Consider the following 22,799-nt stretch of genomic DNA (forward strand, 5'->3'; position numbering starts at 1 on the left):
CTCTTCGCGGGCGGCGCGCCACGTGCCGTCGCGCATCTCGATGATTGGGAGCGGAAATGGTGAACGCGGATCCGGGAACCGGGCGCGGCGGCGCCGTGCGCAAAATGGTCGTCGTCGGCGGGGGCACGGCCGGCTGGATGACCGCCGCCTACCTGACCGCCGCCTTCGGCGAGCGCGTCGACATCACCGTCGTGGAGTCGGCCGACATCGGGGCGGTCGGCGTCGGCGAGGCCACCTTCAGCGACATCCGGCACTTCTTCGAGTTCCTCGGCCTGGCCGAGCGCGACTGGATGCCCGCCTGCAACGCCACCTACAAGCTCGCGGTCCGGTTCGAGAACTGGCGGCAGCCGGGGCACCACTTCTACCACCCCTTCGAGCAACTGCGCTCGGTACAGGGTTTCCCGCTGACCGACTGGTGGCTGCGGCACCCGACCACCGACCGCTTCGACGTGGACTGCTTCGTGATGGCCTCGCTCTGCGACGCCGGCCGCAGCCCGCGCTACCTGGACGGGCGGCTGCTCGAGCAGGAATTCGTGGAGAAGGACGGACTGCCCTCCACGATCGCCGAGTACCAGGGCGCCCAGTTCCCCTACGCCTACCACTTCGAGGCGCACCTGCTGGCCAAGTACCTGACCCGGTACGCCACCCAGCGCGGTGTCACACACGTCGTCGACACGGTCCGCGAGGTCGCCCTCGACGAGCGGGGCTGGGTGTCGCACCTGGAGACCGCGGAGCACGGGCGCATCGACGGCGACATCTTCGTGGACTGCACCGGCTTCCGCGGCCTGCTGGTCAACAAGGCGCTCGCCGAGCCGTTCGTCTCCTACCAGGACAGCCTGCCCAACGACAGCGCGGTCGCGCTGCAGGTGCCGATGGACATGGACAAGGACCCGATCCGCCCGTGCACCACCGCGACCGCCCAGGACGCCGGCTGGATCTGGACGATCCCGCTGATCAGCCGGCTCGGCACCGGCTACGTCTACGCCCGCGACTACCTCGAGCCGGAGGAGGCCGAGCGGACCCTGCGGGAGTTCGTCGGCCCGGCCGCCGCCGACGCCCCCGCCAACCACATCCGCATGCGCATCGGGCGCAGCCGCCGGTCCTGGGTCAACAACGTCGTCGCGATCGGCCTGTCCAGCGGCTTCGTCGAACCGCTGGAGTCCACCGGCATCTTCTTCATCCACCACGCGATCGAGCAACTGGTGAAGTTCTTCCCGGCGACCGGCTTCGACCCGCAACTGCAGGAGGGCTACAACAGCTCGGTCCAGCACGTCATGGACGGGGTGCGGGAATTCCTCGTGCTGCACTACCGCGGCGCGAAGCGGGCGGACAACCAGTACTGGCGCGACACCAAGACGCGCGCCGTCCCCGACGGCCTGGCCGAGCGGCTCGAGGCGTGGCGCAGCAAGGTGCCGGACGCCGGCTCGACCTACCCGCGCTACCACGGCCTGCCGCCGTACTCGTACAACTGCATCCTGCTCGGCACCGGCGGCATCGAGACCCTGCCGTCGCCGGCGCTCGACCTGATCGACGAGAAGCCCGCGCTGGCCGAGTTCCAGGCCATCCGGCACAAGGCCCGGGCGCTGGTCGCCGCGCTGCCCACCCAGAACGAGTACTTCCGCAGGATGCGCGAGGGGAGCTGACGGCCGTGGACACCAGCTTCCGCGAGATGATGGCGGCGTTCCCCAGCGGGGTGTCCGTCGTCACCGGCCACGACGGCGGGCCCCGGCCGTACGGGATGACCTGCTCGGCGCTGTGCAGCCTCAGCGCCGACCCGCCGAGCCTGCTGGTGTGCCTGCGCGCCGCGAGCCCGACGCTGGCGGCGGTGACCCGGTCGGGCGCCTTCGCGGTCAACCTGCTGCACGGTGACGCCCAGGATGTCGCCGCGCTGTTCGGCTCGGGCGCCGCCGACCGCTTCGACCGGGTCGCCTGGCGGCCCTGCGCCGGCTCGGGCAGCCCGGCGCTCGTGGAGGCGGCGCACACGGTGGCCGACTGTCTCGTGGAGCGGGTCCACCCGGCCGGCGACCACGCGATCGTCGTCGGGACGGTGCGTCACATCGAACGCCTCCGGGAGGGCAGCGCCCTGCTGTACGGCTTCCGGCGGTACCGCACCTGGACGCATGCGGCGGCGCCCATCGGCTGAGAGCGGTACGTCGCTGCCGGCCTCGCCCACCGACGCCCGGGCCTCCGACCTGCGGAAGGCCCGGGCCCGGGGCCGTACGCCGGCGCCGGTGGGGCATTCGACCGCCGCAGTGGCGCAGTTGCACATCGGAAACATCACGCTACGAGCACGTAGCATGACTGCGATTGTGATCGGGGTGACATCTACGGGAGTGCCGTGGCCGAGAACGATTTTCCCACTTCGTCCGAGCCCGTGACGTCCGGTGCCGCCGAGGCCACCGAGATCCGGGCCGAGCTCTTCGCCGACGTGCAGCGCGTGCCGGTCCGCGCCCTCTCGACCGGGCACTCACCCCGGCAGGAGGGCGAGGACATCGAGCACACCAGGATGCTCGCCCGCATCGACGACGGCCTGCCGCCGATCCTCGTCCACCGGCCCACCATGCGGGTCATCGACGGCGCGCACCGGCTCGGCGCGGCGCGGCTGCGCGGCGAGGAGACCATCGAGGTCCGCTTCTTCGACGGCTCCGAGATGGAGGCGTTCCTCCTCGCCGTCCGGGCCAACACCACCCACGGGCTGCCGCTGACGCACGCCGACCGCTCCCGCGCCGCCGAGCGGATCATCGTCAGCCACCCGACCTGGTCCGACCGGGCCATCGCCCAGGCCGCCGGGCTCGGCGCCCGCACGGTGGCCACGCTGCGCCGCAAGCTCGAACTCGGCGGCGCCGGGGGCGAGGCGACCCCGCAGCCGCAGGCCCGCACCGGGCGGGACGGGCGGATCCGCCCCCTGGACAACGCGATCGGTCGGCTGCGGGCAGCCGCGGTGATCAAGGAACGTCCCGACGCCTCGCTGCGTGAGGTCGCCCGGGAGGTCGGGGTCTCACCGTCCACGGTGCGCGACGTCCGGGCCCGCCTGCAGCGCGGCGACGATCCGGTGCCCGGCAACCGGGTCGCCGGCGCACCTCGGCCCGTGCCGGCGACGACTGTCGAGGGCCTGCCCGAGGTGGCCATGGCCGACATGCTCGAGGGCCTGCGCAACGACCCGTCGCTGCGGTTCAGCGAGTCCGGCCGCAATCTGCTGCGCTGGATCCAGTCGCGTGCGGTGCGGCCGGAGGAACGCGTCGGCGTGGCCGACCAGGTGCCGACGAACTATGCCGGCACGGTCGCGGAGCTGGCCCGCGGATGCGCCGACGAATGGCTGCAGCTCGCGGATGCGCTCGAGGAGAAACGCAGCCACTCCCGCTGATCGACGGTGGAGCACATCCGCCCTTTTGGATAGCGTCTCACGTGCCGGAACCGCTCTGCCGAACACTTTTCCCCGTCGCTTTTCCTCGCGGCCGGAAATCGATTCGGCGACGAGCGTGACTCCGCCTGTCCGAGTTGACGAAAGGAAACGATGTGCTCACGGTAGTGCAACTCCTGCGCAGCAAGCCCCGCACGTGGGGGTGGACCTTCCGATGACCCTCACCGCGGATCTCACCGTCCCCGAGCTGATCTGCCTGCCCGCGCCGGACGCCGGCGCGCCGCCGGCCGCCGCGCAGATCGTCGGGGTCGGCACGGCCGTCACCGGCACCGCCTACTCGCAGCGCGAGCTGCTGGACCTCTTCCGGATCGAGGACCCCAAGGTCCGCTCGGTCTTCCTCAACAGCGCCATCGCGCAGCGGCACGTGACCCTGCCCCCGCGCGGCGAGGACGGCGCGTTCCTGCCCGAGCCCCAGGGCGACCTGTTGCGCAAGCACCGGCGGGTGGCCGTCGACATGGCCTGCCGTGCGGTGCGCCGGGCCCTGGCCGACGCCGGCGCCGGCCTCACCGACGTCGAATACCTCTGCTGCGTCACGTCGACCGGCTTCCTCACCCCCGGCCTGACCGCGCTCGTCATCCGGGAGCTGGGCATAGACCCGAGCTGCCACCGGGTCGACGTCGTCGGCATGGGCTGCAACGCCGGGCTCAACGCGTTGAACGCCACCTCGGCGTGGGCCAAGGCCAACCCGGGCCGGCTCGCGGTGATGGTGTGCGCGGAGGCGTGCTCCGCCGCGTACGTCATGGACTCGTCCATGCGTACCGCCGTGGTCAACAGCCTGTTCGGTGACGGCTCCGCCGCGATCGCGGTGCGCGCCCCGGAGGGCGTCGACGCGGGGCCCGCGGGCAGCCTGCGCATCCTCGGGTTCCGCAGCATCCTCATCACCTCGGCGCTCGACGCGATGCGCTACGACTGGGACGACGAGCAGCACAAGTTCAGCTTCTTCCTCGACCCCCAGATCCCGTACGTGGTCGGGGCGCACGCCGAGCAGGTGGTCGGCGAGCTGCTGGCCGGCGCGGGGCTGCGCCGGCGCGACATCGGGCACTGGCTGGTGCACTCCGGCGGCAAGAAGGTCATCGACGCGGTCCGGGTCAACCTCGGCCTGACCCGGCACGATGTGCGGCACACCACCGGGGTGCTGCGCGACTACGGCAACCTGTCCAGCGGTTCCTTCCTCTTCTCGTACGAGCGCCTGCTGCGCGAGCGAGTCGTGGCGCCCGGCGACTTCGGCGTGCTGATGACGATGGGACCCGGATCGACGATCGAGACCGCGCTGGTGCAGTGGTGAGGCGGGAGCACATGGACATGGACACCGACATCGACGGCGCCCGCGCGACGGCCCTGGAGATCGCGATCGAGATCGACGGCCGCCGCGCCCCCGGGCCCGAGCAGATCGCCACCGTGCTGCGGGCGTGCGCCCGGGCGGAGGACGCCGTCACGCCGGCCGTCGTGGTGGTGCACGTCTCCGGCGCGCCGGCCGGCCCCTGGCCGGACGGCGTCACGGTCGGCGTGATCAACAAGTGGGAGCAGGCGCTGCGGCGGCTGGAGCAACTCCCTGCCGCCACCGTCGCGGTGGCCAGCGGGGACTGCGGCGGCCCGGCCCTGGACGCCCTGCTGGCGACCGACTACCGCATCGCGGCCACGTCGGCGCGGCTGGTCCCGTCCCGCCCGGGCGCCGCCAGTTGGCCGGGCATGGCGCTCTACCGGATGACCCGCCAGGGCTCCGCCGCCGACGCCGTCCGCCGGTCGGTGCTCTTCGGCAGCCCGATCACCATGGCCGAGGCGCTGCCGGTGTCGCTCGTGCACGAGGTGACCGACGACCCCGCCGCCGCGGTGGCCGCCGCGACCGCCCGCGTCGTCACCGTGCCCGGGGCCGAGGTGGCCCTGCGCCGGCAACTCATGCTCGACGCCCAGACGGTCGGCTTCGAGGACGCGCTCGGCGTGCACCTGGCGGCCTGCGACCGGGAGCTGCGGCGAGCGGCCGCGGAGTCGCTGTCATGACGCTCGGATCCCCGACGACGATGGCCGGCGCCAAGCCGGCCATCGGCATCCCCGGCCTGGACGACGGGCGGCGCGCGGTCGAGGCCGCCGCCGCGCGGGCCGAAGCCGTCCTGGGCACGCTGCCGGCACCGGAAGGGCGCACCCCCGACGAACGGGCGACCGCGTCCGCCGCCCACGCCGCCGCGCGCGAGGCCCGCGCGGAGTTCCTGGACCGGTACGCGAGCGCGGTCTACCGCGAGGTGACCGCCGGGCTGACCCGTCCGATGCGCCTGGCGGAGCTGTGCGCGGCCACGGCCGAGGCGTTCCCCGGCCTGGTGGCCTCCCGGGCCCGGTTGGCCGCCGAGCACGACCTCCCGCAGCGGCACAAGGAGGGCCTCGAGATCGACGTCGGCCTGTTCCTCGGCGCGGTGCTCGACAGGCCGGAGGAGGGCCGGCATCTGCTGCGGGCCATGCTGCGGCCCACCGCCCGGGCCGCCGCGCTCGCCGAGAGCTATCTGCGCGAGGGGCGGGCCGACCTGCCCTCGGTCCGGCTGCGTCGCGACGCCGGGGTGGCCCACCTGACCATGTGCCGCGACGACTGCCTCAACGCCGAGGACGCCCGCCAGGTCGCCGACATGGAGACCGCGGTCGACCTGGCGCTGCTGGACCCGCAGGTCGACGTGCTCGTGCTGCGGGGCGGCGTGATGACCCACCCGCGCTACCGGGGCCGGCGCGTGTTCAGCTCGGGCATCAACCTCAAGGCGCTGCACGCCGGCGGCATCGGTCTGGTCGGCTTCCTGCTGACCCGCGAGCTGGGCTACGTGCACAAGCTGGTGCGTGGCGGCAAGCCGGTGCTCGCCGCGGTCGACACGTTCGCGATCGGGGGCGGGACGCAGTTGCTGCTCGTCGCCGACCACGTGGTGGCGGGAGCGGACGCCTACCTGAGCCTGCCCGCGGCGCAGGAGGGCATCGTGCCCGGTGCGGCCAACTTCCGGCTCGCCCGGCGGGTGCCGGCGCGGCTGGCGCGGCAGCTCATCCTGCTCGGCCGGCGCCTGCGCGTCACCGAGCCGGAGGCGCGCCTGCTCGTGGACGCGGTGCACGAGCCGGGACCGCAGCTCGACGAGGCGGTGCGCGCCGGCGCGGAGCTGCTGCGCGGCTCGGCGGTCGCGGCCAACCGGGAGATGCTGCTGGTGACCGAGGAGCCGCTGGACGATTTCCGCCGCTATCTGGCGGCGTTCGCGGTGTGCCAGGCCCGGCGTCTGCACAGCGACGACGTCATCGCCAAGGTGGGCCGCTTCAGCACCGGGCGCCCCGCGGCGGTGCCGGCGTGACGGGCGACGCCGGCCGCCGCGTGCGGTACGAGAAGACCGGGCACGTCGCCCGCGTCGTCCTCGACCGGCCCGAGGTGCTCAACGCGATGGACCTGCGCATGCACGAGGAACTCGGCTGGGTCTGGGACGAGATCGAGGACGACGACGACGTCCGCGTCGTCGTGCTGACCGGCGCGGGGGAGCGGTCCTTCTCCGTGGGGCAGGACCTGCGGGAGCGGGCCCGCCTCAACGAGATGGGCGCGGCGCCCACCACCTTCGGCAGCCGCGGCCAGCCCGGCTGGCCGCGGCTCACCGAGCGCTTCGACTTCACCAAGCCGGTGATCGCCCGGGTCAACGGGTACGCGCTCGGCGGCGGCTTCGAGCTGGCGCTGGCCTGCGACGTGATCGTCGCCGCCGAGCACGCGGTCTTCGCGCTGCCCGAGGCGCTGCTCGGGCTCGTCCCCGGCGCGGGCGGCGTGTTCCGGCTGGTCCGGCAGTTGCCGCCCAAGATGGCGATGGGCTACCTGCTGACCGGCCGGCACATGCCGGCGGCCGTGGCCCTGCACCACGGTCTGGTCAACGACGTGGTCCCGGGCGCCGACCTGGACGAGTGTGTCGCCGGCTGGACCGACGACCTGCTGCGGGCCGCCCCGCTGGCGGTGCGCGCGATCAAGGAGGCGGCGCACCACTCCGCCGACATGCCGCTGCGCCGGGCCTTCCACACCGCGTTCGACTGGGAGCGGCGTCGGATTCTGAGCCGCGACGCGGTCGAGGGGCCGCGCGCGTTCGCCGAGGGGCGCGACCCCGTCTGGGAAGGGCGTTGACGCGCACATCGACGAAGCGGCCGACCGGTTCACCGGTCGGCCGCTTCACGTGCCCCGCTACCAGCGCCATTCGCGCTTGTTGAACAGGTGCTCCGCGGGGATGTTCCGCTCGGCGCACCAGCCGACGAACTCCTCGATCTGCTTGATCTGGTAGGTGTCCTCGTCGTAGGTGGTGGCCATGACGTGACCCTGCCAGCTCTCCTCGCCCATCGCGTAGATGTAGGCCTCGTCCGCGCGCAGCTCCTCCATGATGTCGGCCGCCTGCTTGGCGTTCGAGCCGGACAGCTTCCGCGAGTCGCTCATCTTCTTGGTCACCGGACGGGTCAGCAGACCCTTGTAGAGCCAGGTGAGCGGGGCGCCGTCGCACTCCATGCCGAGGAAGGCGATCTGCACGTCGCCCAGGTGCTCGCGCATGTAGCGGTAGAGGACCGGGTCGATGCCGGAGGAGTCCGCGCCGACGAACACGGTCTTGCCGGAGAGCTGCACGAAGAATGTCGACTTGGCCCGGATGTCCAGGTCGGAGTGCTCGCCCAGGAACGGCGTGGCGATCACCTTGCCGCCCGGGAACGGCACCTCGTCGAAGTCGTCGACCTCGATGACGTTGAACCCGAGGGCCTTGAGGTAGAGCCCGATCGACGGGTCGGCGGTGTTCCCGCGCGACGAGCGCGGCGTGACGACGGCGCCGATCCGCGAGCGGAGCTGCAGCAGCGTCTCCAGCACGATGTGGTCCTGGTGACCGTGGGTGATGAGCACCAGGTCGATGCGGTCCGGCAGGTCGTCGAGCGTGAAACGGTCGCCGTGGCGGTTGTCGGTGCTGATGAACGGGTCGGTGACGACCGAACCCTCGGCGGTCTGCAGCACCAGGCAGGCGTGGCCGAAGTAGCGGATCCGACCGCCGCCCTCGATGTGCCGGTCGGGCGCCACGCTGGGCGCGTCGGTGAGCAGCCGGTCCAGCTGGAGGGCCTGGGCGGCGTCGAGCCCCAGCGCGTCGTGCAGCTCGCCGCGGGCGGCCGGCGCGATCCGGGCGCGGAACAGCGTGTCGAGCCCGGGGTGGTCCAGGGCGATCGGCAGCTCCAGCACGTCGGGGCCGGGCAGGCGCGGGGTGCTGAGGATGAACGGCCGCTCGACGCCGGTGTCCAACGAGAGCTGCACCGACTGGCGGCGGCGGTCGAAGATCGGGCTGTGGTAGAGCAGCGGCTCGATGAAGTGCATCGAGGGCTGGTTGCTGGTGTCGTAGGCGAGTTCGACGAGCCCGTTGAGCACCTGGGGCAGCCGCGGGTAGAGCGGCGTCAGGTCGAATCCGGTGGCGTCCTGCTTCAGGATCTCCTCGGCCTCGGCGATGCCGGCGGCGAAGGCCAGCATCTCCGCGCGGTCGCGCTTGATCGTGTCGAGCAGGTCCGCGATCTCGTTGCTGCGCTCCTCCGGGACGTTGACGAAGTAGCCGCCCCGCATGGCCGGGTTGTTGCTGGCCGCGACGTGAATCTGCGGCGAGTGCAGGTACGACTCGAGCAACGGTACCTGGACGTTCATGAGGTTCATGGATGCCTGCACCGGCGCGACGATGTGCATCCAGGCGAAGAAGCGGTCGACCAGCGGCTCGATGATCGCATTCGAGCGTAGATAGACCTGGTCGCTGCTGCCCATGCTTGTCCTCCTCGGAAAAAGAGCAGAGTGGCGCCGACCGGCGCAAAGGGCGGAACCGCCTCACTATGTCATCGCCCGGCGGATTCACGACGGTGTGCGAGAGCGGCGTACAACTGCTGCTGCGGTGCAGTTGAACAACGCCACGAGCGGATGAAAATGTGCCGCATCGGAAGGCGTGGGCCGCCTGGCGAAGGCCGCTGCCGTCACCATTCCCGGGCGAATCCGCCGTTCTTCCAAGGAGGACCAATGAGTCATGCGGCACCCGTACCGGTGCTCGGCGGTGAACCGCTGCTGAGATTCCTGGTCGCGGTCACCGCCCTGCTGCTGGTGGCGTTCTGCCTCGGGCGGCTCGCCGAGCGGGTCCGCCTGCCCGCCGTCGTCGGCGAGCTCAGCACCGGGGTGATCCTCGGCCCGTCCCTGCTCGGCGAGTTCGCCCCGGACGTGGCGGGCTGGCTGCTGCCGGCGCAGCCGGAGCAGATGCACCTGGTGGACGCGGTCGGGCAGATCGGCATCCTGCTGCTTGTCGCGTTGACCGGCACCCACCTGGACGCCGGCATGCTCCGCCGGCGCCGCGCCACGGTGGTGACCGCGAGCCTGGGCGGCCTGATCATGCCGCTCGGCCTGGGCATCGCCCTCGGCCTCGGGTTGCCCGCGACGCTGCGCGGACCCGAGGCGGGCGGCGCGGGCCTCTTCGCCTTCCTCCTCGGCGTGGCGATGTGCGTGTCCGCCATCCCGGTGATCGCCAAGACGCTGTCGGACATGCGGCTGCTGCACCGGGACATCGGCCAGCTCGCGCTGGCCGCGGCGACCATCGACGACGCCGTCGGCTGGCTGCTGCTGTCGATCGTCTCGGTGATCGCGGTCTCCGGTTTCACCACCAGTACGGCGGTGTCCGCCGTCGCCAGCCTGGCGGTCTTCCTGGCGGTGGCGGTGGCGGCCGGCCGGCCGCTGGTCCGTCGGCTGATGCGGGCCGCGGGCCGGTCGCCGTCGTCCGGCCCGACCGTCGCCGTCGCCGTCCTGCTCGTGCTGCTGGGTGCGATCACCACCCACGCGCTCGGCATGGAGCCGATCTTCGGCGCCTTCGTCGTCGGCATCCTCATCGGACTGCCCGGCGCGGCCGACATGGCCAAACTCGCCGGCCTGCGCATGGTGGTGCTGTCCGTGCTGGCGCCGCTGTTCCTCGCGACGGCGGGACTGCGGATGGATCTCACCGCGCTGGCGGATCCCGGTGTGGCTCTCGCCGCGGTCGCCGTCCTGACGGTCGCGGTCGTCGGCAAGTTCGGCGGGGTCTACCTGGCCTCCCGGGCGACTCGACTGAGCCACTGGGAGAGCCTGGCCCTGGGCGCCGGGCTCAACTCCCGGGGGGTCGTCGAGCTGGTGGTGGCGCTCACCGGGCTGCGACTCGGCGTGCTCAACACCGCCTCCTACACCATCGTCGCGCTCGTCGCGATCGCGACCTCGGTGCTCGCACCGCCCCTGCTCCGGGCCGCGGCCGCCCGCATCGAGGTCGGCGACGGCGAGCATCGCCGCCGCCTGCAGCACGAGTCGTGGGACAACGCGCCCGCGTCGGGTGTCGCCCCCGCCCCCAACCTGCCGAGTCTCGAGAGGACACCATGACCGTCACCGCCAAGCACGTCAGCCGGGCGCGCCGGGTCTGCGACCTGGACGCCGCGACCGCCGCGGCGGCCGACTTCCTCGAGGCGGTCGGCGTGGACCTCGGCTCGGACAGCCTGCGCGAGACGCCGGCCCGGATGGCGCGGGCCTTCGCGGAGCTGCTCACCCCGCGCGACTTCAAGCTGACCACCTTCGACAACGACGAGGGGTACGACGAACTCGTCCTGGCCCGCTCGATCCCGATCCGGTCGGTCTGCGAGCACCACCTGCTGCCGTTCGTCGGCGTCGCGCACGTCGGCTACCTGCCGAACTCACGGATCCTCGGGCTGTCCAAGCTGGCCCGGGTCGTGGAGATGTTCGCCCAGGGCACCCAGGTCCAGGAACGGTTGACCAAGCAGGTCGCGGACTGGCTGACCGAGGAGCTGCGACCCAACGGCGTGGGTGTGGTCATCGAGGCCGAGCACCTCTGCATGACGCTGCGGGGCGTGCAGGCGGTGGGCGCCCGCACGATCACGTCGACGATGCTCGGCACCCTGCGCTCCGACGCGCGGTCGAGGGCCGAGTTCCTCGCCGCGGCCCGGGTGGGCGAGCGCTGATCCCCGGCGCACCGGCCGCCGTTCGACCGCGTCCCGATACGCAGTCGAACGGCGGCCCAGGCGCGTTTTCCACCCTGCCCGGGCACCGGTTCCACCGTGCCCGGACAAGCGTTGTCGGCCCTGCCGCCCTGTGCCAGTCTTGCGACGCGTGCCAGCGGAATCGCCGCTGACGAAAGCCGAGCGACCGTGTTCACCGTGCCGGTCCCCGGCATCCGACGCCTGGTGGAAAGGGATTGACCATGGGTGCCCAGGAAATCGATTACGTGGAGCTCTACACCGCCGACGCCGAGGCGATGACCGACTATTTCCGATCCGATCTGGGCTTCGCGCTCGTCGCCCGTTCGGCGGGGCCCGGACGCGATTCCGTCCTGCTCCGGCAGGGCACGGCGCGGCTGGTGGTCACCACGGGCGAGGTGACCGGGGCGTTCGTCGAGCAGCACGGCGACGGCATCGCCGACGTCGCGTTCCGCTGCGACGACGTGACGGCGACCCGGCAGGGCGCCCTGGCCGCCGGGGCCGTGGACGCCGACGTCCCGCACGGCGGCCCGGCCGTCTCCGGATTCGGTTCTGTGGTGCACACCCTGCTGCCGGCCACCGGCACCGCCGACGGCCTGCCCGCCGGGTTCGGCTGGGTGCCGTCCGGCGAGTCGCGCGGCGAGCGCCCCGAGCGCATCGCCCTGCTCGACCACATCGCGGTCTGCGTCGAGCGGGGCAGCCTCGACTCGTACGCCGACTTCTACGCCGCCGGGTTCGGGCTCACCCGCTACTCCGCCGAGAGCGTCCGGGTCGGCGCCAGTTCGATGGAGTCGGTGGTGGTCCGCAGCGACAGCGACGGCGTGACCTTCACCCTGGTCGCCCCCGGCCCGTCGGAGGGCTCGGGGCAACTGGACGCGTTCCTGTCCCGCAACGACGGACCGGGCGTGCAGCACCTGGCGTTCCTGGTCGACGACATCGTCGCGGCCGTCCGGGAGGCCGAGCGGGTCGAGTTCCTGAACACGCCCGGGACCTACTACGACGCCCTCGGCAGTCGGCTCGCCGGCATGCGCGAGGAGATCGCCGACCTCCGCGCGACGAACGTCCTGGCGGACCGGGACGAGTGGGGTTACCTGCTGCAGTTGTTCACCCGGTCGCCGCACCCGCGCGACACCCTGTTCTACGAGCTGATCCAGCGGCGCGGCTCCCGGGGCTTCGGCAGCAACAACATCCGTGCGCTCTACGAGGCTGTGGAGCTGGACCGGCTGGCCGCGCGATGACGGTGGAGGAACGGTCCGGCGTCGGCCTCGCCGCCGGGCTGCTCTCGCCGGCCGACGTCGAGCGGGCGGCCCGCGCCCGCCTCGACGCCGCGACGTGGGACTTCATCGCCGGGGGAGCGGGCGACGAGCGGACGTTGATCGCGAACCGGACCGCGTACGACAGGCATCCACTGGTGCCCCGGGTGCTCACCGGCGTGACGGAGCCCGACCTCTCGGTGCCGGTGCTGGGCCGGACGTGGCCGGCGCCGCTGGCGATCGCGCCCACCGCCTATCACACGCTCGTGCATCCGGAGGGCGAGGTGGCCACCGCCCGGGGCGCCGCGCGGGTCGGGGTGCCGTTCGTGGTGAGCACGTTCGCCGGCCGGACGGTCGAGGACGTCGCGGCAGCCGCCGGCGGCCCGTGCTGGCTGCAGGTCTACTGCTTCCGGGACCGGGCCGTCACCCGGGCCCTCGTCGAGCGGGCCGCCGCCGCCGGCTTCGAGGCGATCGTCCTCACGGTGGACGCACCGCGGTTGGGCCGGCGCCTTCGCGACGTACGCAACGGCTTCGTGCTGCCGGCCGGCGTGGCCCCCGCCAACCTGCCCGGCGGGAGCTACCGGTCACCCGCGGGCCACGCGCTCACCGCGTTCGATCCCGCGCTCGACTGGTCGGTCCTCGCCTGGCTGCGTTCGGTGAGCCCGTTGCCCCTCGTGGTGAAGGGCGTCCTGGCGGCCGACGACGCGCGGCGGGCGGTGGCCGCCGGAGCGGACGCGATTATCGTGTCCAACCACGGTGGCCGTCAGCTCGACGGGGCGCCTGCCACCCTGGACGTGCTGCCGGCGGTGGCCGCCGCCGTCGGTGGGGCCTGCCCGGTGCTGGTCGACGGCGGCATCCGGCGCGGCAGCGACATCCTGACCGCGCTGACCAGCGGCGCGGACGCCGCGATGGTCGGCCGCCCGATCCTGTACGCCCTCGCGGCGGGCGGCGCCGAGGGCGTCTCCCACGTGCTCGATCAGATGCTGACCGAGCTGCGGGACGCGGCCGTGCTGTCCGGCACGCCGTTGCCCGTCCGCACGGTCGCGCCCGTCCCGCGGCGGGACGTCCACCCGAGCCTCGACGATCCGGTGCTCGACACGATGAACTTCCTCAACGAGGTCACCACCCGCTACCCGGATGCGGTGTCCTTCGCGCCCGGACGCCCGTACGACGGCTTCTTCGACGTCGAGCAGATCTTCGCCGGCATTCGGACCTATGTGGACCACCTGGGTGCCGGCGGGCTCTCGGGTGCCCAGATCCGCGACGCCCTGTTCCAGTACGGCCCGACCGCCGGCCGGATCCGGGAGATCATCGCCGCATCGTTGCGAGCCGACGAGGGGATCGACGTGGCGGCCGAGTCGATCGTGGTGACCGTCGGTGCGCAGGAGGCGATGGTGCTCGCGATCCGGGCCCTGATCACCGGCCCGGACGACGTCCTGCTGGTGTCCAGCCCCTGCTACGTCGGCATCGTGGGAGCCGCGCGCCTGTTCGGCATCCGGGTCCGCGCGGTCCCGGAGCGCCCGGACGGTCTGCGCTGCGCCGACCTCGTCGCCGCGTGCGAGGAGGAGCGGGCGCGGGGCCGTCGGCCGCGCGCCTTCTACGTGATCCCGGACCATGCCAACCCGTCCGGGAACACCGTGCCCGAACCGGTCCGCCGGGAGCTGCTGGACGTGGCCACCCGGCTGGACCTGGTGGTGCTCGAGGACAGCCCGTACCGGCTGGTGAGCCCCGGCGCCCAGGTGCCGTCGCTCAAGGCGCTGGACGAGCACCGGCGGGTGCTGCACCTGGGCTCGTTCTCGAAGACGGTGTTCCCGGGCGCGCGCGTCGGGTTCGCCGTCGCCGACCAGCTCGTTTCGGACGGCGCCGGCGGCACCCGGCTGCTCGCCGAGGAACTGGTCAAGATCAAGAGCATGATCACGGTGAACACCTCGTCGCTGAGCCAGGCGGCGGTGGCCGGCATGCTGCTCGCCGCCGGTGGCAGCGCGGCGGCCCTGAACGAGGACACCGCCGACTACTACGGCACCGCCATGCGCATCACGCTGCGCGAGCTGGACCGCGCCTTCCCGCGCCCGGAGCGGGCGCGGCTGGGGGTCCGGTGGAACGAGCCGACCGGAGGCTTCTTCCTGTCGGTGGAGGTGCCGTTCGTCGCGGACAACGCGGCGCTGACCCGCTCCGCCGAGGAACACGGCGTGATTTGGACGCCGATGTCGTACTTCTATCCGGAGGGTGGTGGCGAGTGTGGTATCCGGCTTTCGGTCAGCTATCTCAGCGAGGAGGCCATTGTGGAGGGGGTGAGTAGGTTTGCACGATTCGTGGTCGAAGAGGCTGCTCGGGAGGGGGGTGGCGCGGCCGTACTGTCGGGTTGTGGAGGACTCGGAAAATAGATACGCGTGTTAGGATGCCCGTAATGGGGATGCGCTAAACCTCGGCGTCTGGAAGGTTTAATTCTGCGGATCAGCTGAACGTAAGCAACGCGGATCAACGGGGAGAAATTGTGACGCGCCAAGCCACGGGGGAATCTGTACGACCGTTCGACCCGGCGGGTGCCGGTCCATTGTTCGAGACAGAATTGATTCCACTATTCGAGCTGGGTGGCTCGCTGTCGCCACGGCTCGACGGAGAAAACGACGATCATGCCCGGATGCTCGCGGACAGCGACATGCCGCTGCCACCGATCATGGTGCACCGGGCGACGATGCGGGTCATCGACGGCATGCACCGCATCCGCGCCGCCCGCCTGCGCGGTGACACCGAGATCTGGGGCAACTTCTTCGACGGGACCACGGAGGCCGCCTTCGTCCTGGCCGTGAAGGCCAACGTGACGCACGGCCTGCCGTTGTCGCTTCGGGACCGCACGGCCGCCGCCGAGCAGATCATCACCAGCCATCCTCACTGGTCGGACCGGGCCATCGGCACGACCGCGGGGCTCAGCGCCAAGACCGTCGCCGGGGTGCGCCGGCGGCTCGCGGCCTACGACGCGACCTCGGCCCGGGTCGGCCGCGACGGCCGCGTACGACCGCTGAACAGCGCGGACGGCCGGCTGCGCGTGGTCGAGTTGCTACGGGAACAGCCCGACGCGCCGCTGCGGGCGATCGCCAAGCTCGCCTCGGTGTCGCCCTCCACCGCCTGGGACGTCCGCAACCGGGTGCGACGCGGAGAGGGCCCGATCGGGTCGTCGGCCTCCTCGCGGGCGACGGCGCCGACCCTCGTCCGCGAGGAGTCCCCGGTGTCGCACTCGGACGTCACGCCGGTGCTGCGCGGCCTGGCCCGCGACCCGTCGCTGCGGCTGAGCGCCTCCGGTCGACGGTTGTTGCAATGGCTGCATTCGCGGGCCGTGCGTAACGGGGAGTGGCGTCGGTACGTCGACGAGATCCCCCCGCACTCGACCTATACCGTGGCCGACGTCGCGCGCCGATGCGCGGACGAATGGCTGCGCCTGGCCGATGCGCTGGACCGGCGCAAGGCGCGCAGCGCCTGATTCCACGCCACCGGTCGAACCATGATCGGAAAACTGCACCGCGGCGCTGCACAATGCGGTCGTGCCGAGGCGCTGCCGCATGCGCCGCCCCTCGTCATCACTAGGGAACGGAAAACGCATGCGGCATCGCCCGGAGACCAGATATCTCTGCTCGGACGTGCTCGTCCAGCCATTGGTCGACCGCTTCGACGCGTGGCTCTACACGGTCGCGCCGGCCCCGGCCGCCCTGACCCTCGCGCACGCCCAGATCCCGCTCATGCAGCGTCGGCTGTCCAGGCCCGGCGGCGCCGGGGTGGCCGCGTTGCTGGAGTCGATCAAACGGGACCGCGGGGCCATGCTGGACTTCGCCGCCGCGGCGGCCACCGCGGAGGAGATGATCGCCGACGCGACCGCCCCGGACGACCTGGCCGCCCTCTACCGCCGGCTGCCGCAGGCGGTGCAGGGCCTGGTCGAGCTGACCCGCGACCGCGGCGGCCGGCCGGGCATCCGGTGGATCGAGTCGTTGCTCTACCGCAGCAGGGTCCATGACGAGCAGCGGCAGTCGATCCGGATCGGGCCGGCGCCCGCCGGTCGGGCCCGAGGTCTGCCGGGCGGCCCGCACCTGCCCGGGCCGGACACGCTCGACCTGCCGGTGCGCTTCGACGCCGAGGCCGTGACCGAGCTGGCCCGGGCCCGTGTCCGCCCGACCACCCTGGATCATCTCGCCGAGGTGCTGGGACTCGACGGCGCCCGAGCGGCGTTGCTCGACCGTTTCCTCGCGCCGGCGCCGGCGGTCCGGTCCGGCCGGCACCTCGAGGCGGGCGGCCGGATCCGCTATCTCGGGCGGTCGTCGTTCCTGGTGCAGACGCCCGAGGGCGCGGTGCTGACCGATCCCTTCGTCGACACCCGCGGCCGCTACGTGATCGGCGACCTCCCGGATCACGTCGACCTGATCCTGCTCACGAACGGCTGGCAGGAGCCCGCCGCCTTCGCGACGCTGGTCCAACTGCGGGGGCGGATCGGCGGTGTGGTCGTGCCCCGCAGCTCGAAGGGGAACATCGCCGACCCGTCGCTCGTGCTCTTCCTGCGGCACACCGGTTTCCCGGTCGTCGAGGTCGACGACTTCGAGGAGGTCGCCTTCCCCGGCGGGTCCGTGGTCGCGACCCCCTACCAGGACGACGGCGCCGGGCCCGACGTGCGGGCCAAGTCCACCTATGTGGTGAAGGCCGCCGGCGCGACCGTCTTCGTCGGCTCCGGATCGGGCAGCGCCGAACCGCTGCTGTACCGGGGGATCCGCGACGTCGCCGGTCCGATCGACATGGCCTTCCTCGCCCGGGACGTCTCCGCGCCGCCGCAGGCGTGGCTCGACGCCCTGCCGGGGCATCCGGGGGAGCGGCGGGTCGAACCGGCCCCGGCCGCGGACCGCGCCGCGGCGATCGTGTCCGGGCTCGACGCGGACGAGATGTGGACGTACGCCCCGGGCGCCGAGCCGGCCGTCCCCGGGGCGATCGGTGACATCGAGCGCTGGTGCGCCGGTCGGGGCATCCTCGCCCGGCAGCTCACCGGTGGACGCGAGTGGCGCTGGTGAGCGGGCCTCGGTCAACGGGAGCGGCGCCGGCGATCGGAAGCTCCCGATCGCCGACGCCGTCGTCATCGTCGTGCCCGCCCGCCGGTCACGCCAGCGGGCGTCGGATCCGCCCGAGGCTGACCGCCGCCAGGATCAGCGCGAGGGCCACGTAGGCCCCGAGTTCCAGCCACTGGAACGTCCAGTACCGGTCGCCCGGCTGGTAGACGGCCGTGAAGTGCACGTCGCGCTCGGAGATGCACTGCGCGTCCTTCTCCCGGTCGCCGGTGATGCACTCCTGCACGTCCTTCGTGGCGATCTCCTTGCCGTTCTTGTCGTACACCGGGTACCACGAGTCGAGCACCCAGGCGTTGTCCAGGCTGTAGCCGACCTGGATCTTGTCCGCGACGTTGAGCTTCGCGCCCCGCACCGAGTCGACGGTGAAGTTGACCGTCTTCTCGATGGGCGGCTGCAGGTAGGGGCGGACGAACAGGGGCACCGCGATGCCGAGCACGGCGATGATGCCCAGCGAGACGGCCATCGCGGGCACGATGCGGCGCATCAGCATCCCGGTGAGGGTGGCCAGGATGAAGGCGAAGAGCGCGTAGCCCACCGGCACGATGTTGCGCGAGCCGAAGAACAGGATGCCGAACCGCTCGCCGAGCACCAGGTCGTAGCGGCTGGCCGCCCAGGTGAGCAGCGCCGAGCAGAGACCGGTGACGGCCATCGCGGTCAGGGCGATGAAGGAGAGCTTCACGAGCAGCCAGCGGGTGCGGGTGATGCTCTGGTTCCACACGAAGCGGTGGGTGCCGGTCTCCAGCTCCCGGGCGATCAGCGGCGCCCCCCAGAAGATGCCGATCAGGACCGGGATGACCAGCAGCAGCACGCTGGCGAGCGTGATCTGGGTGGAGAACTGGTCCTGGAAGAACTCGGCGGCCGAGGAACAGTCGGCGGGGCTGCCGCAGCCGACGATGTTGTCGTCGTACGCGCTGCGGGTGCGTAGGCCGAGGAACACCAGGAAGGCGGCGAACAGGGCCAACCCCACGCCGGCGGTGAGCGCCTGTGCCCGGAATTGACGCCAGGTGAGCCAGATCATCGGAAAGCCTCCACGGTGTGGTGTGCCGGCATGCTCGCGATCGAACGGTCCGCGCGTCCCATGTATGCGAGGACGAGATCCTCGACGCTGAGATGCTGGGCGTCCTTGAACGAATAGGGCAGCGCGCCCTGGGCGCGGACGACGAGCGTCTGCTGGTGGCCGTTGGACTCGTCCCGGATGACCTCCAGCTCGGGCGGCAGCCCGGCGAAGCTGCCGTGCGAGCCGATGAGGCGGTAGTGCTTGGCCACCAGGTCGTCGACGTCGCCGCTGACCTGGACCCGGCCCGCGGAGAGCACGATCAGGTGATCGCACACCCGCTCGAGATCCTCCAGGAGGTGCGAGGAGAGGATGACGCTGGCCGAGAGCTCGGCGACCGACTCCATCAGGCTCTGCAGGAAGCCGTGTCGGGCCAGCGGGTCGAGCGCGGCGACCGGCTCGTCGAAGATGAGCAGATCGGGGCGCTTGCCGGCGGCGAGTGCCAGGGCGAGCTGGGCGCGCTGGCCGCCGGAGAGGGAGCCCGCCTTCTGCGACGGGTTGAGTCCTAGCTGGCGGATGCGCCGCTCGGCCAGTGCGCCGTCCCACCGGGGGTTGAGCTTGGCGCCCAGCCGCATGTGCTCGGTGATGCTGAGCCCCGCGTAGACCGGGGTGTCCTGCGCGACGAAGCCGACCCGGGCCAGTTGCGACGCGTCGGCGGCGGGCGCCTCGCCGAGCACCCGGATGGTGCCCTCGGTGGGCTTGACGAGCCCCGACGTGAGCCCGAGCAGCGTGGACTTGCCGGCGCCGTTCGGCCCGACCAGGCCGATCACCCGTCCGGTGGGGATCTTGAGGGTGCAGTCGGCCAGGGCCTGATGACGCCCGTATCGCTTGCCGAGCCCTTCGGTGTCGAGGACGAGGGTCATTGCGGGACCTCCATGGCGGATCGAAGTGTGGTCATGTCGTGGTCTCGGCTGCCGCCGACCTCTGACCGCCGGCGACCCCACGTGCGGCGCTCGGCGGAGCCGCGGGGAAAACGATCACCGTGCCACCCCCGTTGTACTACGCTCATAGCACTATAGAACACTAAGCCTGCGGCGAGCGTCAAGCGCCCGGAAACGACGACACGAGGCCGGAACCGCGACGGTTCCGGCCTCGTGTGCGAGCGACGATCAGGACGTGGGGCCCACCTGCAGCGGCGAGCCCGACTGCGGGGCGAACTGGGTGCGGTAGAGGTCGGCGTAGAGACCACCGGCGGCCCGCAGTGACTCGTGCGTACCGCGCTCGCGGACCCGGCCCTCGTCGAGCACGACGATCTGGTCGGCGTCGCGGACCGTGGCGAGCCGGTGCGCGATGACCAGCGAGGTGCGGCCGGCCAGCGCGGTCGCCAGCGCCTGCTGGATCGCCGCCTCGGACTCCGCGTCCAGGTGCGCGGTCGCCTCGTCGAGCACCACGATCGGGGGAGACTTGAGCAGCACCCGAGCGAGGGCGAGACGCTGCTTCTCGCCGCCGGACAGCCGGTAGCCGCGGTCGCCCACCACCGTGTCCAGCCCGTCGGGCAGCGCCAGGATCATGTCCCAGATGCGGGCCGCGGTACAGGCCCGGACGATGTCCTCGGTCGAGGCTTCCGGATCCGCGTACGCGAGGTTGGCGCGGATCGTGTCGTGGAACAGATGGGCGTCCTGGGACACGACGCCGACCGTCGACCGCAGCGAGCCCAGCGTCAGGTCGCGCACGTCGTGCCCGGCGACGCGCACCACGCCGTCCACCGGGTCGTAGAGCCGCGGGACGAGATGGGTGATCGTGCTCTTGCCCGCGCCGGACGGCCCCACCAGGGCGGTGAGCTTGCCGGCCGGAACCTCGAAGCTCACGTCCCGCAGGATCCACGGCTGCTCCTGCGCCTCGGCCGCGGTGCGGGTGTGCGTCTCCAACGACGGGATCGACACCTCGGTGGCCGCCGGGTAGCGGAACGACACCGCGTCGAACACGATCTCCGGCGCCGGGTCGCCCTCCGCCGGAGCGGGCAGCGCGCGGGCGTTCGGACGTTCGCGCAGCAGCGGCTGGAGGTCCATGAGCTCGAAGACCCGATCGAAGCTGACCACCGCGGCGATCACGTTGCGCTGCATGCTGGTGAGCTGGTTGATCGGGCCGTACAGCCGCATGAGCAGCGCCAGCAGCGCGACGAGGGTGCCGATCTGCAGCACCCCGTCGATCACCAGCGCGCCGCCCATCCCGTAGACGAGCGCGGTGGTGCAGGCGGTCAGCAGCGTGGTCGACATGAAGAACAGCCGCCCGTAGACGTCCTGGCGCACGAAGATGTCGCGGACCCGGGCCGCCCGCGCCGCGAAGCCGCCGGCCTCCCGGTCCGGGTCGCCGTAGAGTTGGGCGAGCATCGCGCCGGAGACGTTGAACCGCTCGTTCATCATCGAACTCATCGCGGCGTCCTGCTGCATGCCCTCGCGGATGAGCCGCTGCACCCGCCGGCCCAGCAGCTTCGCCGGCAGGAAGAAGATCGGGACCGTCACCAGGGCGGCCAGCGTGACCTGCCAGGACAGCGCGAACATCGCCGCCAGCACCAGGGCGACGGTCAGCACGATGGACAGCGACTGGGCCAGCACCGAGGTCAGGGCCTGCTGCGCGCCGATGATGTCGGTGTTCAACCGGCTCACCAGCGACCCGGTCTGCACCCGGGTGAAGAACGCCAGCGGCTGCCGCTGCACGTGCCGGAAGGCCGCCGTCCGCAGCTCGTAGACGAGCCCCTGACCGACCCGGGCCGAGAACAGTGTCTGCACGAAGATCGCCGCCACGTCCACCAGGGCCAGCCCGACCAGCAGCAGGCTGAGCTCCACCACCACGCGCAGGTGCTGCCCGGTGATGCCGTCGTCGATGATGCGCTTGAGCACCAGCGGCCCGGCCGCGGCGATGACGGCGCTGACCGTGGTGGCCAGCAGGACCACGGCGAGCGACCCGCGCCGGCGCTTGGCGTAGGGCAGGATCCGGCGGACCGTGCCGGCCTTGATCTTCTGCCGCGTGAGGTTCTCGTCGTACAGCCGGGCCCGCATGCTGCCCGCCGCGGGCATCCGCGCGGTCACCGGACGCCGCCGGCCCGGCTCACGGCGGCGCGACCGACCGCGTGCTTGCCGAGGAAGTCGAGCATCGCCTCGTTGAACACCTCCGGCCGCTCCAGATGCCCGAGGTGGCCGCAGTCCGGGATCTCGACGAAGTCGCAGCCCGGGATGGCGGCGGCGACCTCGGCGCCCAGGTGCGGCGGGCTCACCACGTCGTCGGTGAAGGCGATCACCCGGCAGGGCGCGGTGACGGCGGCCAGGTCGGCCGTCCGGTCCGTCGCGGTGTCGATCCACACCTGACCGTTGGGCTCGCCCGGCTCGTAGGTCAGCTCGAACAGGTCCAGCCACTCCGCGACCGCGGCGTCGTTGTTCACGGTCGCCGGCGACAGCATCTCGAAGACCGTCCGCACCGCGCGGTATCCGGCCGGGAGTTGGATGCCGCTCTCCCGCAACGCCACGTCGGCCGCGTCCTGGGCCAGCCGCGCGCGATCGGCGCGGGACCGGGTCGCCACCAGGACGGCGCTGGTGAACAGCTCCGGATCGGTGGCCAGGAGCCGCTGCACGATCAGGCCCCCCAGCGACAGTCCGACGACGTGGCACCCGCGCAGGTCCAACGCCTCCACCAGGCCCCGCGTGTCGGCGACCAGATCCTCCAGCGCGTACCGGCCCGGCGGCACGTCGGACGGCGCGATGCCGCGGTTGTCGAAGGTCACCGTCCGATAGCCGGCCGCCCGCAGCGCGGGGGTCTGGTACATGTCCCAGACCTGGGCCGAGGCGCCCGAACCCATCACGAGCAGAACCGGGTCACCGGTGCCGGAAATGGTGTACGAGAGCCGGATCCCGTTGCTCTTCACATACGCCATGGCACATTGTCAATCTGCGTCGAAGTCACCGGTGCTCTCCAATATCGGGTCGACGGTAATCGGCGGCGGACGCGGTCACTATGGCACCAAGGCAGGCTGTGCGGATCACCCGTGCGCGGGGGTG

At 72.1% G+C, this 22,799-nt stretch carries 18 protein-coding genes; 13 read left to right on the top strand and 5 right to left on the bottom strand.

The window, feature by feature from the left end; all coding sequences use genetic code 11:
• The first annotated feature begins 104 nt into the window (after nt 1–104).
• The 7 genes from H1D33_RS05895 (at nt 105) to dpgD (ending at nt 7,532) form a co-directional block, all read left to right on the top strand.
• A complete protein-coding gene (locus H1D33_RS05895; protein ID WP_181572882.1) occupies nt 105–1,643 on the top strand; it encodes a tryptophan halogenase family protein in 1,539 nt (512 codons plus the stop codon).
• A gap of 5 nt (nt 1,644–1,648) precedes the next feature.
• Nucleotides 1,649–2,143 (top strand): flavin reductase family protein, encoded by a 495-nt coding sequence (locus H1D33_RS05900; protein WP_246411629.1) that lies wholly within the window; start codon nt 1,649–1,651, stop codon nt 2,141–2,143.
• 231 nt (nt 2,144–2,374) lie between these two features.
• Nucleotides 2,375–3,364 carry a ParB/RepB/Spo0J family partition protein gene (locus H1D33_RS05905; protein WP_220138697.1) on the top strand — a complete coding sequence of 330 codons (990 nt, stop codon included), beginning with the start codon at nt 2,375–2,377 and terminating at the stop codon, nt 3,362–3,364.
• Nucleotides 3,365–3,575: 211 nt separating this feature from the next.
• Nucleotides 3,576–4,706: a 3,5-dihydroxyphenylacetyl-CoA synthase DpgA gene (dpgA, locus tag H1D33_RS05910; protein WP_181569029.1), complete on the top strand. Its 1,131-nt coding sequence runs from the start codon at nt 3,576–3,578 to the stop codon at nt 4,704–4,706.
• An 11-nt stretch (nt 4,707–4,717) separates the two neighbouring features.
• A complete protein-coding gene (dpgB, locus tag H1D33_RS05915; RefSeq protein WP_220138696.1) occupies nt 4,718–5,419 on the top strand; it encodes an enoyl-CoA-hydratase DpgB in 702 nt (233 codons plus the stop codon).
• Nucleotides 5,416–6,729 carry a (3,5-dihydroxyphenyl)acetyl-CoA 1,2-dioxygenase DpgC gene (gene dpgC, locus H1D33_RS05920; RefSeq protein ID WP_220138695.1) on the top strand — a complete coding sequence of 438 codons (1,314 nt, stop codon included), beginning with the start codon at nt 5,416–5,418 and terminating at the stop codon, nt 6,727–6,729. The genes dpgB and dpgC overlap by 4 nt, the downstream gene beginning before the upstream one ends.
• Entirely contained in the window at nt 6,726–7,532 is an 807-nt protein-coding gene (dpgD, locus tag H1D33_RS05925) for an enoyl-CoA-hydratase DpgD (protein WP_220138694.1), read from the top strand. Before dpgC ends, dpgD begins: the two co-directional genes overlap by 4 nt.
• Before the next feature lie 57 nt (nt 7,533–7,589).
• Here the strand turns inward: dpgD and H1D33_RS05930 are convergent, their stop codons facing one another.
• On the bottom strand, nt 7,590–9,176 hold the full coding sequence (locus H1D33_RS05930) for an MBL fold metallo-hydrolase (RefSeq protein WP_181569028.1): 1,587 nt from the start codon (nt 9,174–9,176) through the stop codon (nt 7,590–7,592).
• 246 nt (nt 9,177–9,422) lie between these two features.
• Between H1D33_RS05930 and H1D33_RS05935 the strand changes: the two genes are divergently transcribed.
• The 6 genes from H1D33_RS05935 (at nt 9,423) to H1D33_RS05960 (ending at nt 17,699) form a co-directional block, all read left to right on the top strand.
• A complete protein-coding gene (locus tag H1D33_RS05935) occupies nt 9,423–10,793 on the top strand; it encodes a cation:proton antiporter (RefSeq protein WP_181569027.1) in 1,371 nt (456 codons plus the stop codon).
• Nucleotides 10,790–11,386: a GTP cyclohydrolase I FolE gene (folE, locus tag H1D33_RS05940; RefSeq protein WP_181569026.1), complete on the top strand. Its 597-nt coding sequence runs from the start codon at nt 10,790–10,792 to the stop codon at nt 11,384–11,386. Before H1D33_RS05935 ends, folE begins: the two co-directional genes overlap by 4 nt.
• A gap of 239 nt (nt 11,387–11,625) precedes the next feature.
• Nucleotides 11,626–12,639 carry a 4-hydroxyphenylpyruvate dioxygenase gene (hppD, locus tag H1D33_RS05945; protein ID WP_181569025.1) on the top strand — a complete coding sequence of 338 codons (1,014 nt, stop codon included), beginning with the start codon at nt 11,626–11,628 and terminating at the stop codon, nt 12,637–12,639.
• On the top strand, nt 12,636–15,038 hold the full coding sequence (locus H1D33_RS05950) for an aminotransferase class I/II-fold pyridoxal phosphate-dependent enzyme (protein ID WP_181569024.1): 2,403 nt from the start codon (nt 12,636–12,638) through the stop codon (nt 15,036–15,038). Before hppD ends, H1D33_RS05950 begins: the two co-directional genes overlap by 4 nt.
• 110 nt (nt 15,039–15,148) lie before the next feature.
• The gene (locus H1D33_RS05955) at nt 15,149–16,132 is read left to right on the top strand and encodes a transcriptional regulator protein (RefSeq protein WP_220138693.1); all 984 of its coding nucleotides are present in this window, start codon (nt 15,149–15,151) and stop codon (nt 16,130–16,132) included.
• Nucleotides 16,133–16,250: 118 nt separating this feature from the next.
• A complete protein-coding gene (locus H1D33_RS05960; RefSeq protein ID WP_181569023.1) occupies nt 16,251–17,699 on the top strand; it encodes an MBL fold metallo-hydrolase in 1,449 nt (482 codons plus the stop codon).
• An 85-nt stretch (nt 17,700–17,784) separates the two neighbouring features.
• Here the strand turns inward: H1D33_RS05960 and H1D33_RS05965 are convergent, their stop codons facing one another.
• From H1D33_RS05965 to H1D33_RS05980, 4 genes are all read right to left on the bottom strand, one after another.
• Nucleotides 17,785–18,771, bottom strand: a complete 987-nt coding sequence (locus H1D33_RS05965) for an ABC-2 transporter permease (RefSeq protein ID WP_181569022.1) — start codon at nt 18,769–18,771, stop codon at nt 17,785–17,787.
• Nucleotides 18,768–19,670: an ABC transporter ATP-binding protein gene (locus tag H1D33_RS05970; RefSeq protein ID WP_181569021.1), complete on the bottom strand. Its 903-nt coding sequence runs from the start codon at nt 19,668–19,670 to the stop codon at nt 18,768–18,770. The genes H1D33_RS05965 and H1D33_RS05970 overlap by 4 nt, the downstream gene beginning before the upstream one ends.
• Nucleotides 19,671–19,916: 246 nt before the next feature.
• Nucleotides 19,917–21,806 (bottom strand): ABC transporter ATP-binding protein, encoded by a 1,890-nt coding sequence (locus tag H1D33_RS05975; protein ID WP_220138692.1) that lies wholly within the window; start codon nt 21,804–21,806, stop codon nt 19,917–19,919.
• A 26-nt stretch (nt 21,807–21,832) separates the two neighbouring features.
• Nucleotides 21,833–22,675 (bottom strand): alpha/beta fold hydrolase, encoded by an 843-nt coding sequence (locus H1D33_RS05980; protein WP_181569020.1) that lies wholly within the window; start codon nt 22,673–22,675, stop codon nt 21,833–21,835.
• Nucleotides 22,676–22,799: the final 124 nt, after the last annotated feature.

The organism is Micromonospora ferruginea, assembly GCF_013694245.2.
GTDB lineage: Bacteria > Actinomycetota > Actinomycetes > Mycobacteriales > Micromonosporaceae > Micromonospora > Micromonospora robiginosa.

What these genes read in the sequence shown, in the direction of transcription:
- dpgB (WP_220138696.1), top strand. Translation starts at nt 4,718, where the DNA reads ATGGACATGGACACCGACATCGACGGCGCCCGCGCGACGGCCCTGGAG.
- dpgA (WP_181569029.1), top strand. Translation starts at nt 3,576, where the DNA reads ATGACCCTCACCGCGGATCTCACCGTCCCCGAGCTGATCTGCCTGCCC.
- H1D33_RS05930 (WP_181569028.1), bottom strand. Translation starts at nt 9,176, where the DNA reads ATGGGCAGCAGCGACCAGGTCTATCTACGCTCGAATGCGATCATCGAG.
- dpgC (WP_220138695.1), top strand. Translation starts at nt 5,416, where the DNA reads ATGACGCTCGGATCCCCGACGACGATGGCCGGCGCCAAGCCGGCCATC.
- hppD (WP_181569025.1), top strand. Translation starts at nt 11,626, where the DNA reads ATGGGTGCCCAGGAAATCGATTACGTGGAGCTCTACACCGCCGACGCC.
- H1D33_RS05970 (WP_181569021.1), bottom strand. Translation starts at nt 19,670, where the DNA reads ATGACCCTCGTCCTCGACACCGAAGGGCTCGGCAAGCGATACGGGCGT.
- H1D33_RS05960 (WP_181569023.1), top strand. Translation starts at nt 16,251, where the DNA reads ATGCGGCATCGCCCGGAGACCAGATATCTCTGCTCGGACGTGCTCGTC.
- H1D33_RS05975 (WP_220138692.1), bottom strand. Translation starts at nt 21,806, where the DNA reads ATGCGGGCCCGGCTGTACGACGAGAACCTCACGCGGCAGAAGATCAAG.
- folE (WP_181569026.1), top strand. Translation starts at nt 10,790, where the DNA reads ATGACCGTCACCGCCAAGCACGTCAGCCGGGCGCGCCGGGTCTGCGAC.
- H1D33_RS05950 (WP_181569024.1), top strand. Translation starts at nt 12,636, where the DNA reads ATGACGGTGGAGGAACGGTCCGGCGTCGGCCTCGCCGCCGGGCTGCTC.
- H1D33_RS05965 (WP_181569022.1), bottom strand. Translation starts at nt 18,771, where the DNA reads ATGATCTGGCTCACCTGGCGTCAATTCCGGGCACAGGCGCTCACCGCC.
- H1D33_RS05895 (WP_181572882.1), top strand. Translation starts at nt 105, where the DNA reads ATGGTCGTCGTCGGCGGGGGCACGGCCGGCTGGATGACCGCCGCCTAC.
- H1D33_RS05980 (WP_181569020.1), bottom strand. Translation starts at nt 22,675, where the DNA reads ATGGCGTATGTGAAGAGCAACGGGATCCGGCTCTCGTACACCATTTCC.
- H1D33_RS05935 (WP_181569027.1), top strand. Translation starts at nt 9,423, where the DNA reads ATGAGTCATGCGGCACCCGTACCGGTGCTCGGCGGTGAACCGCTGCTG.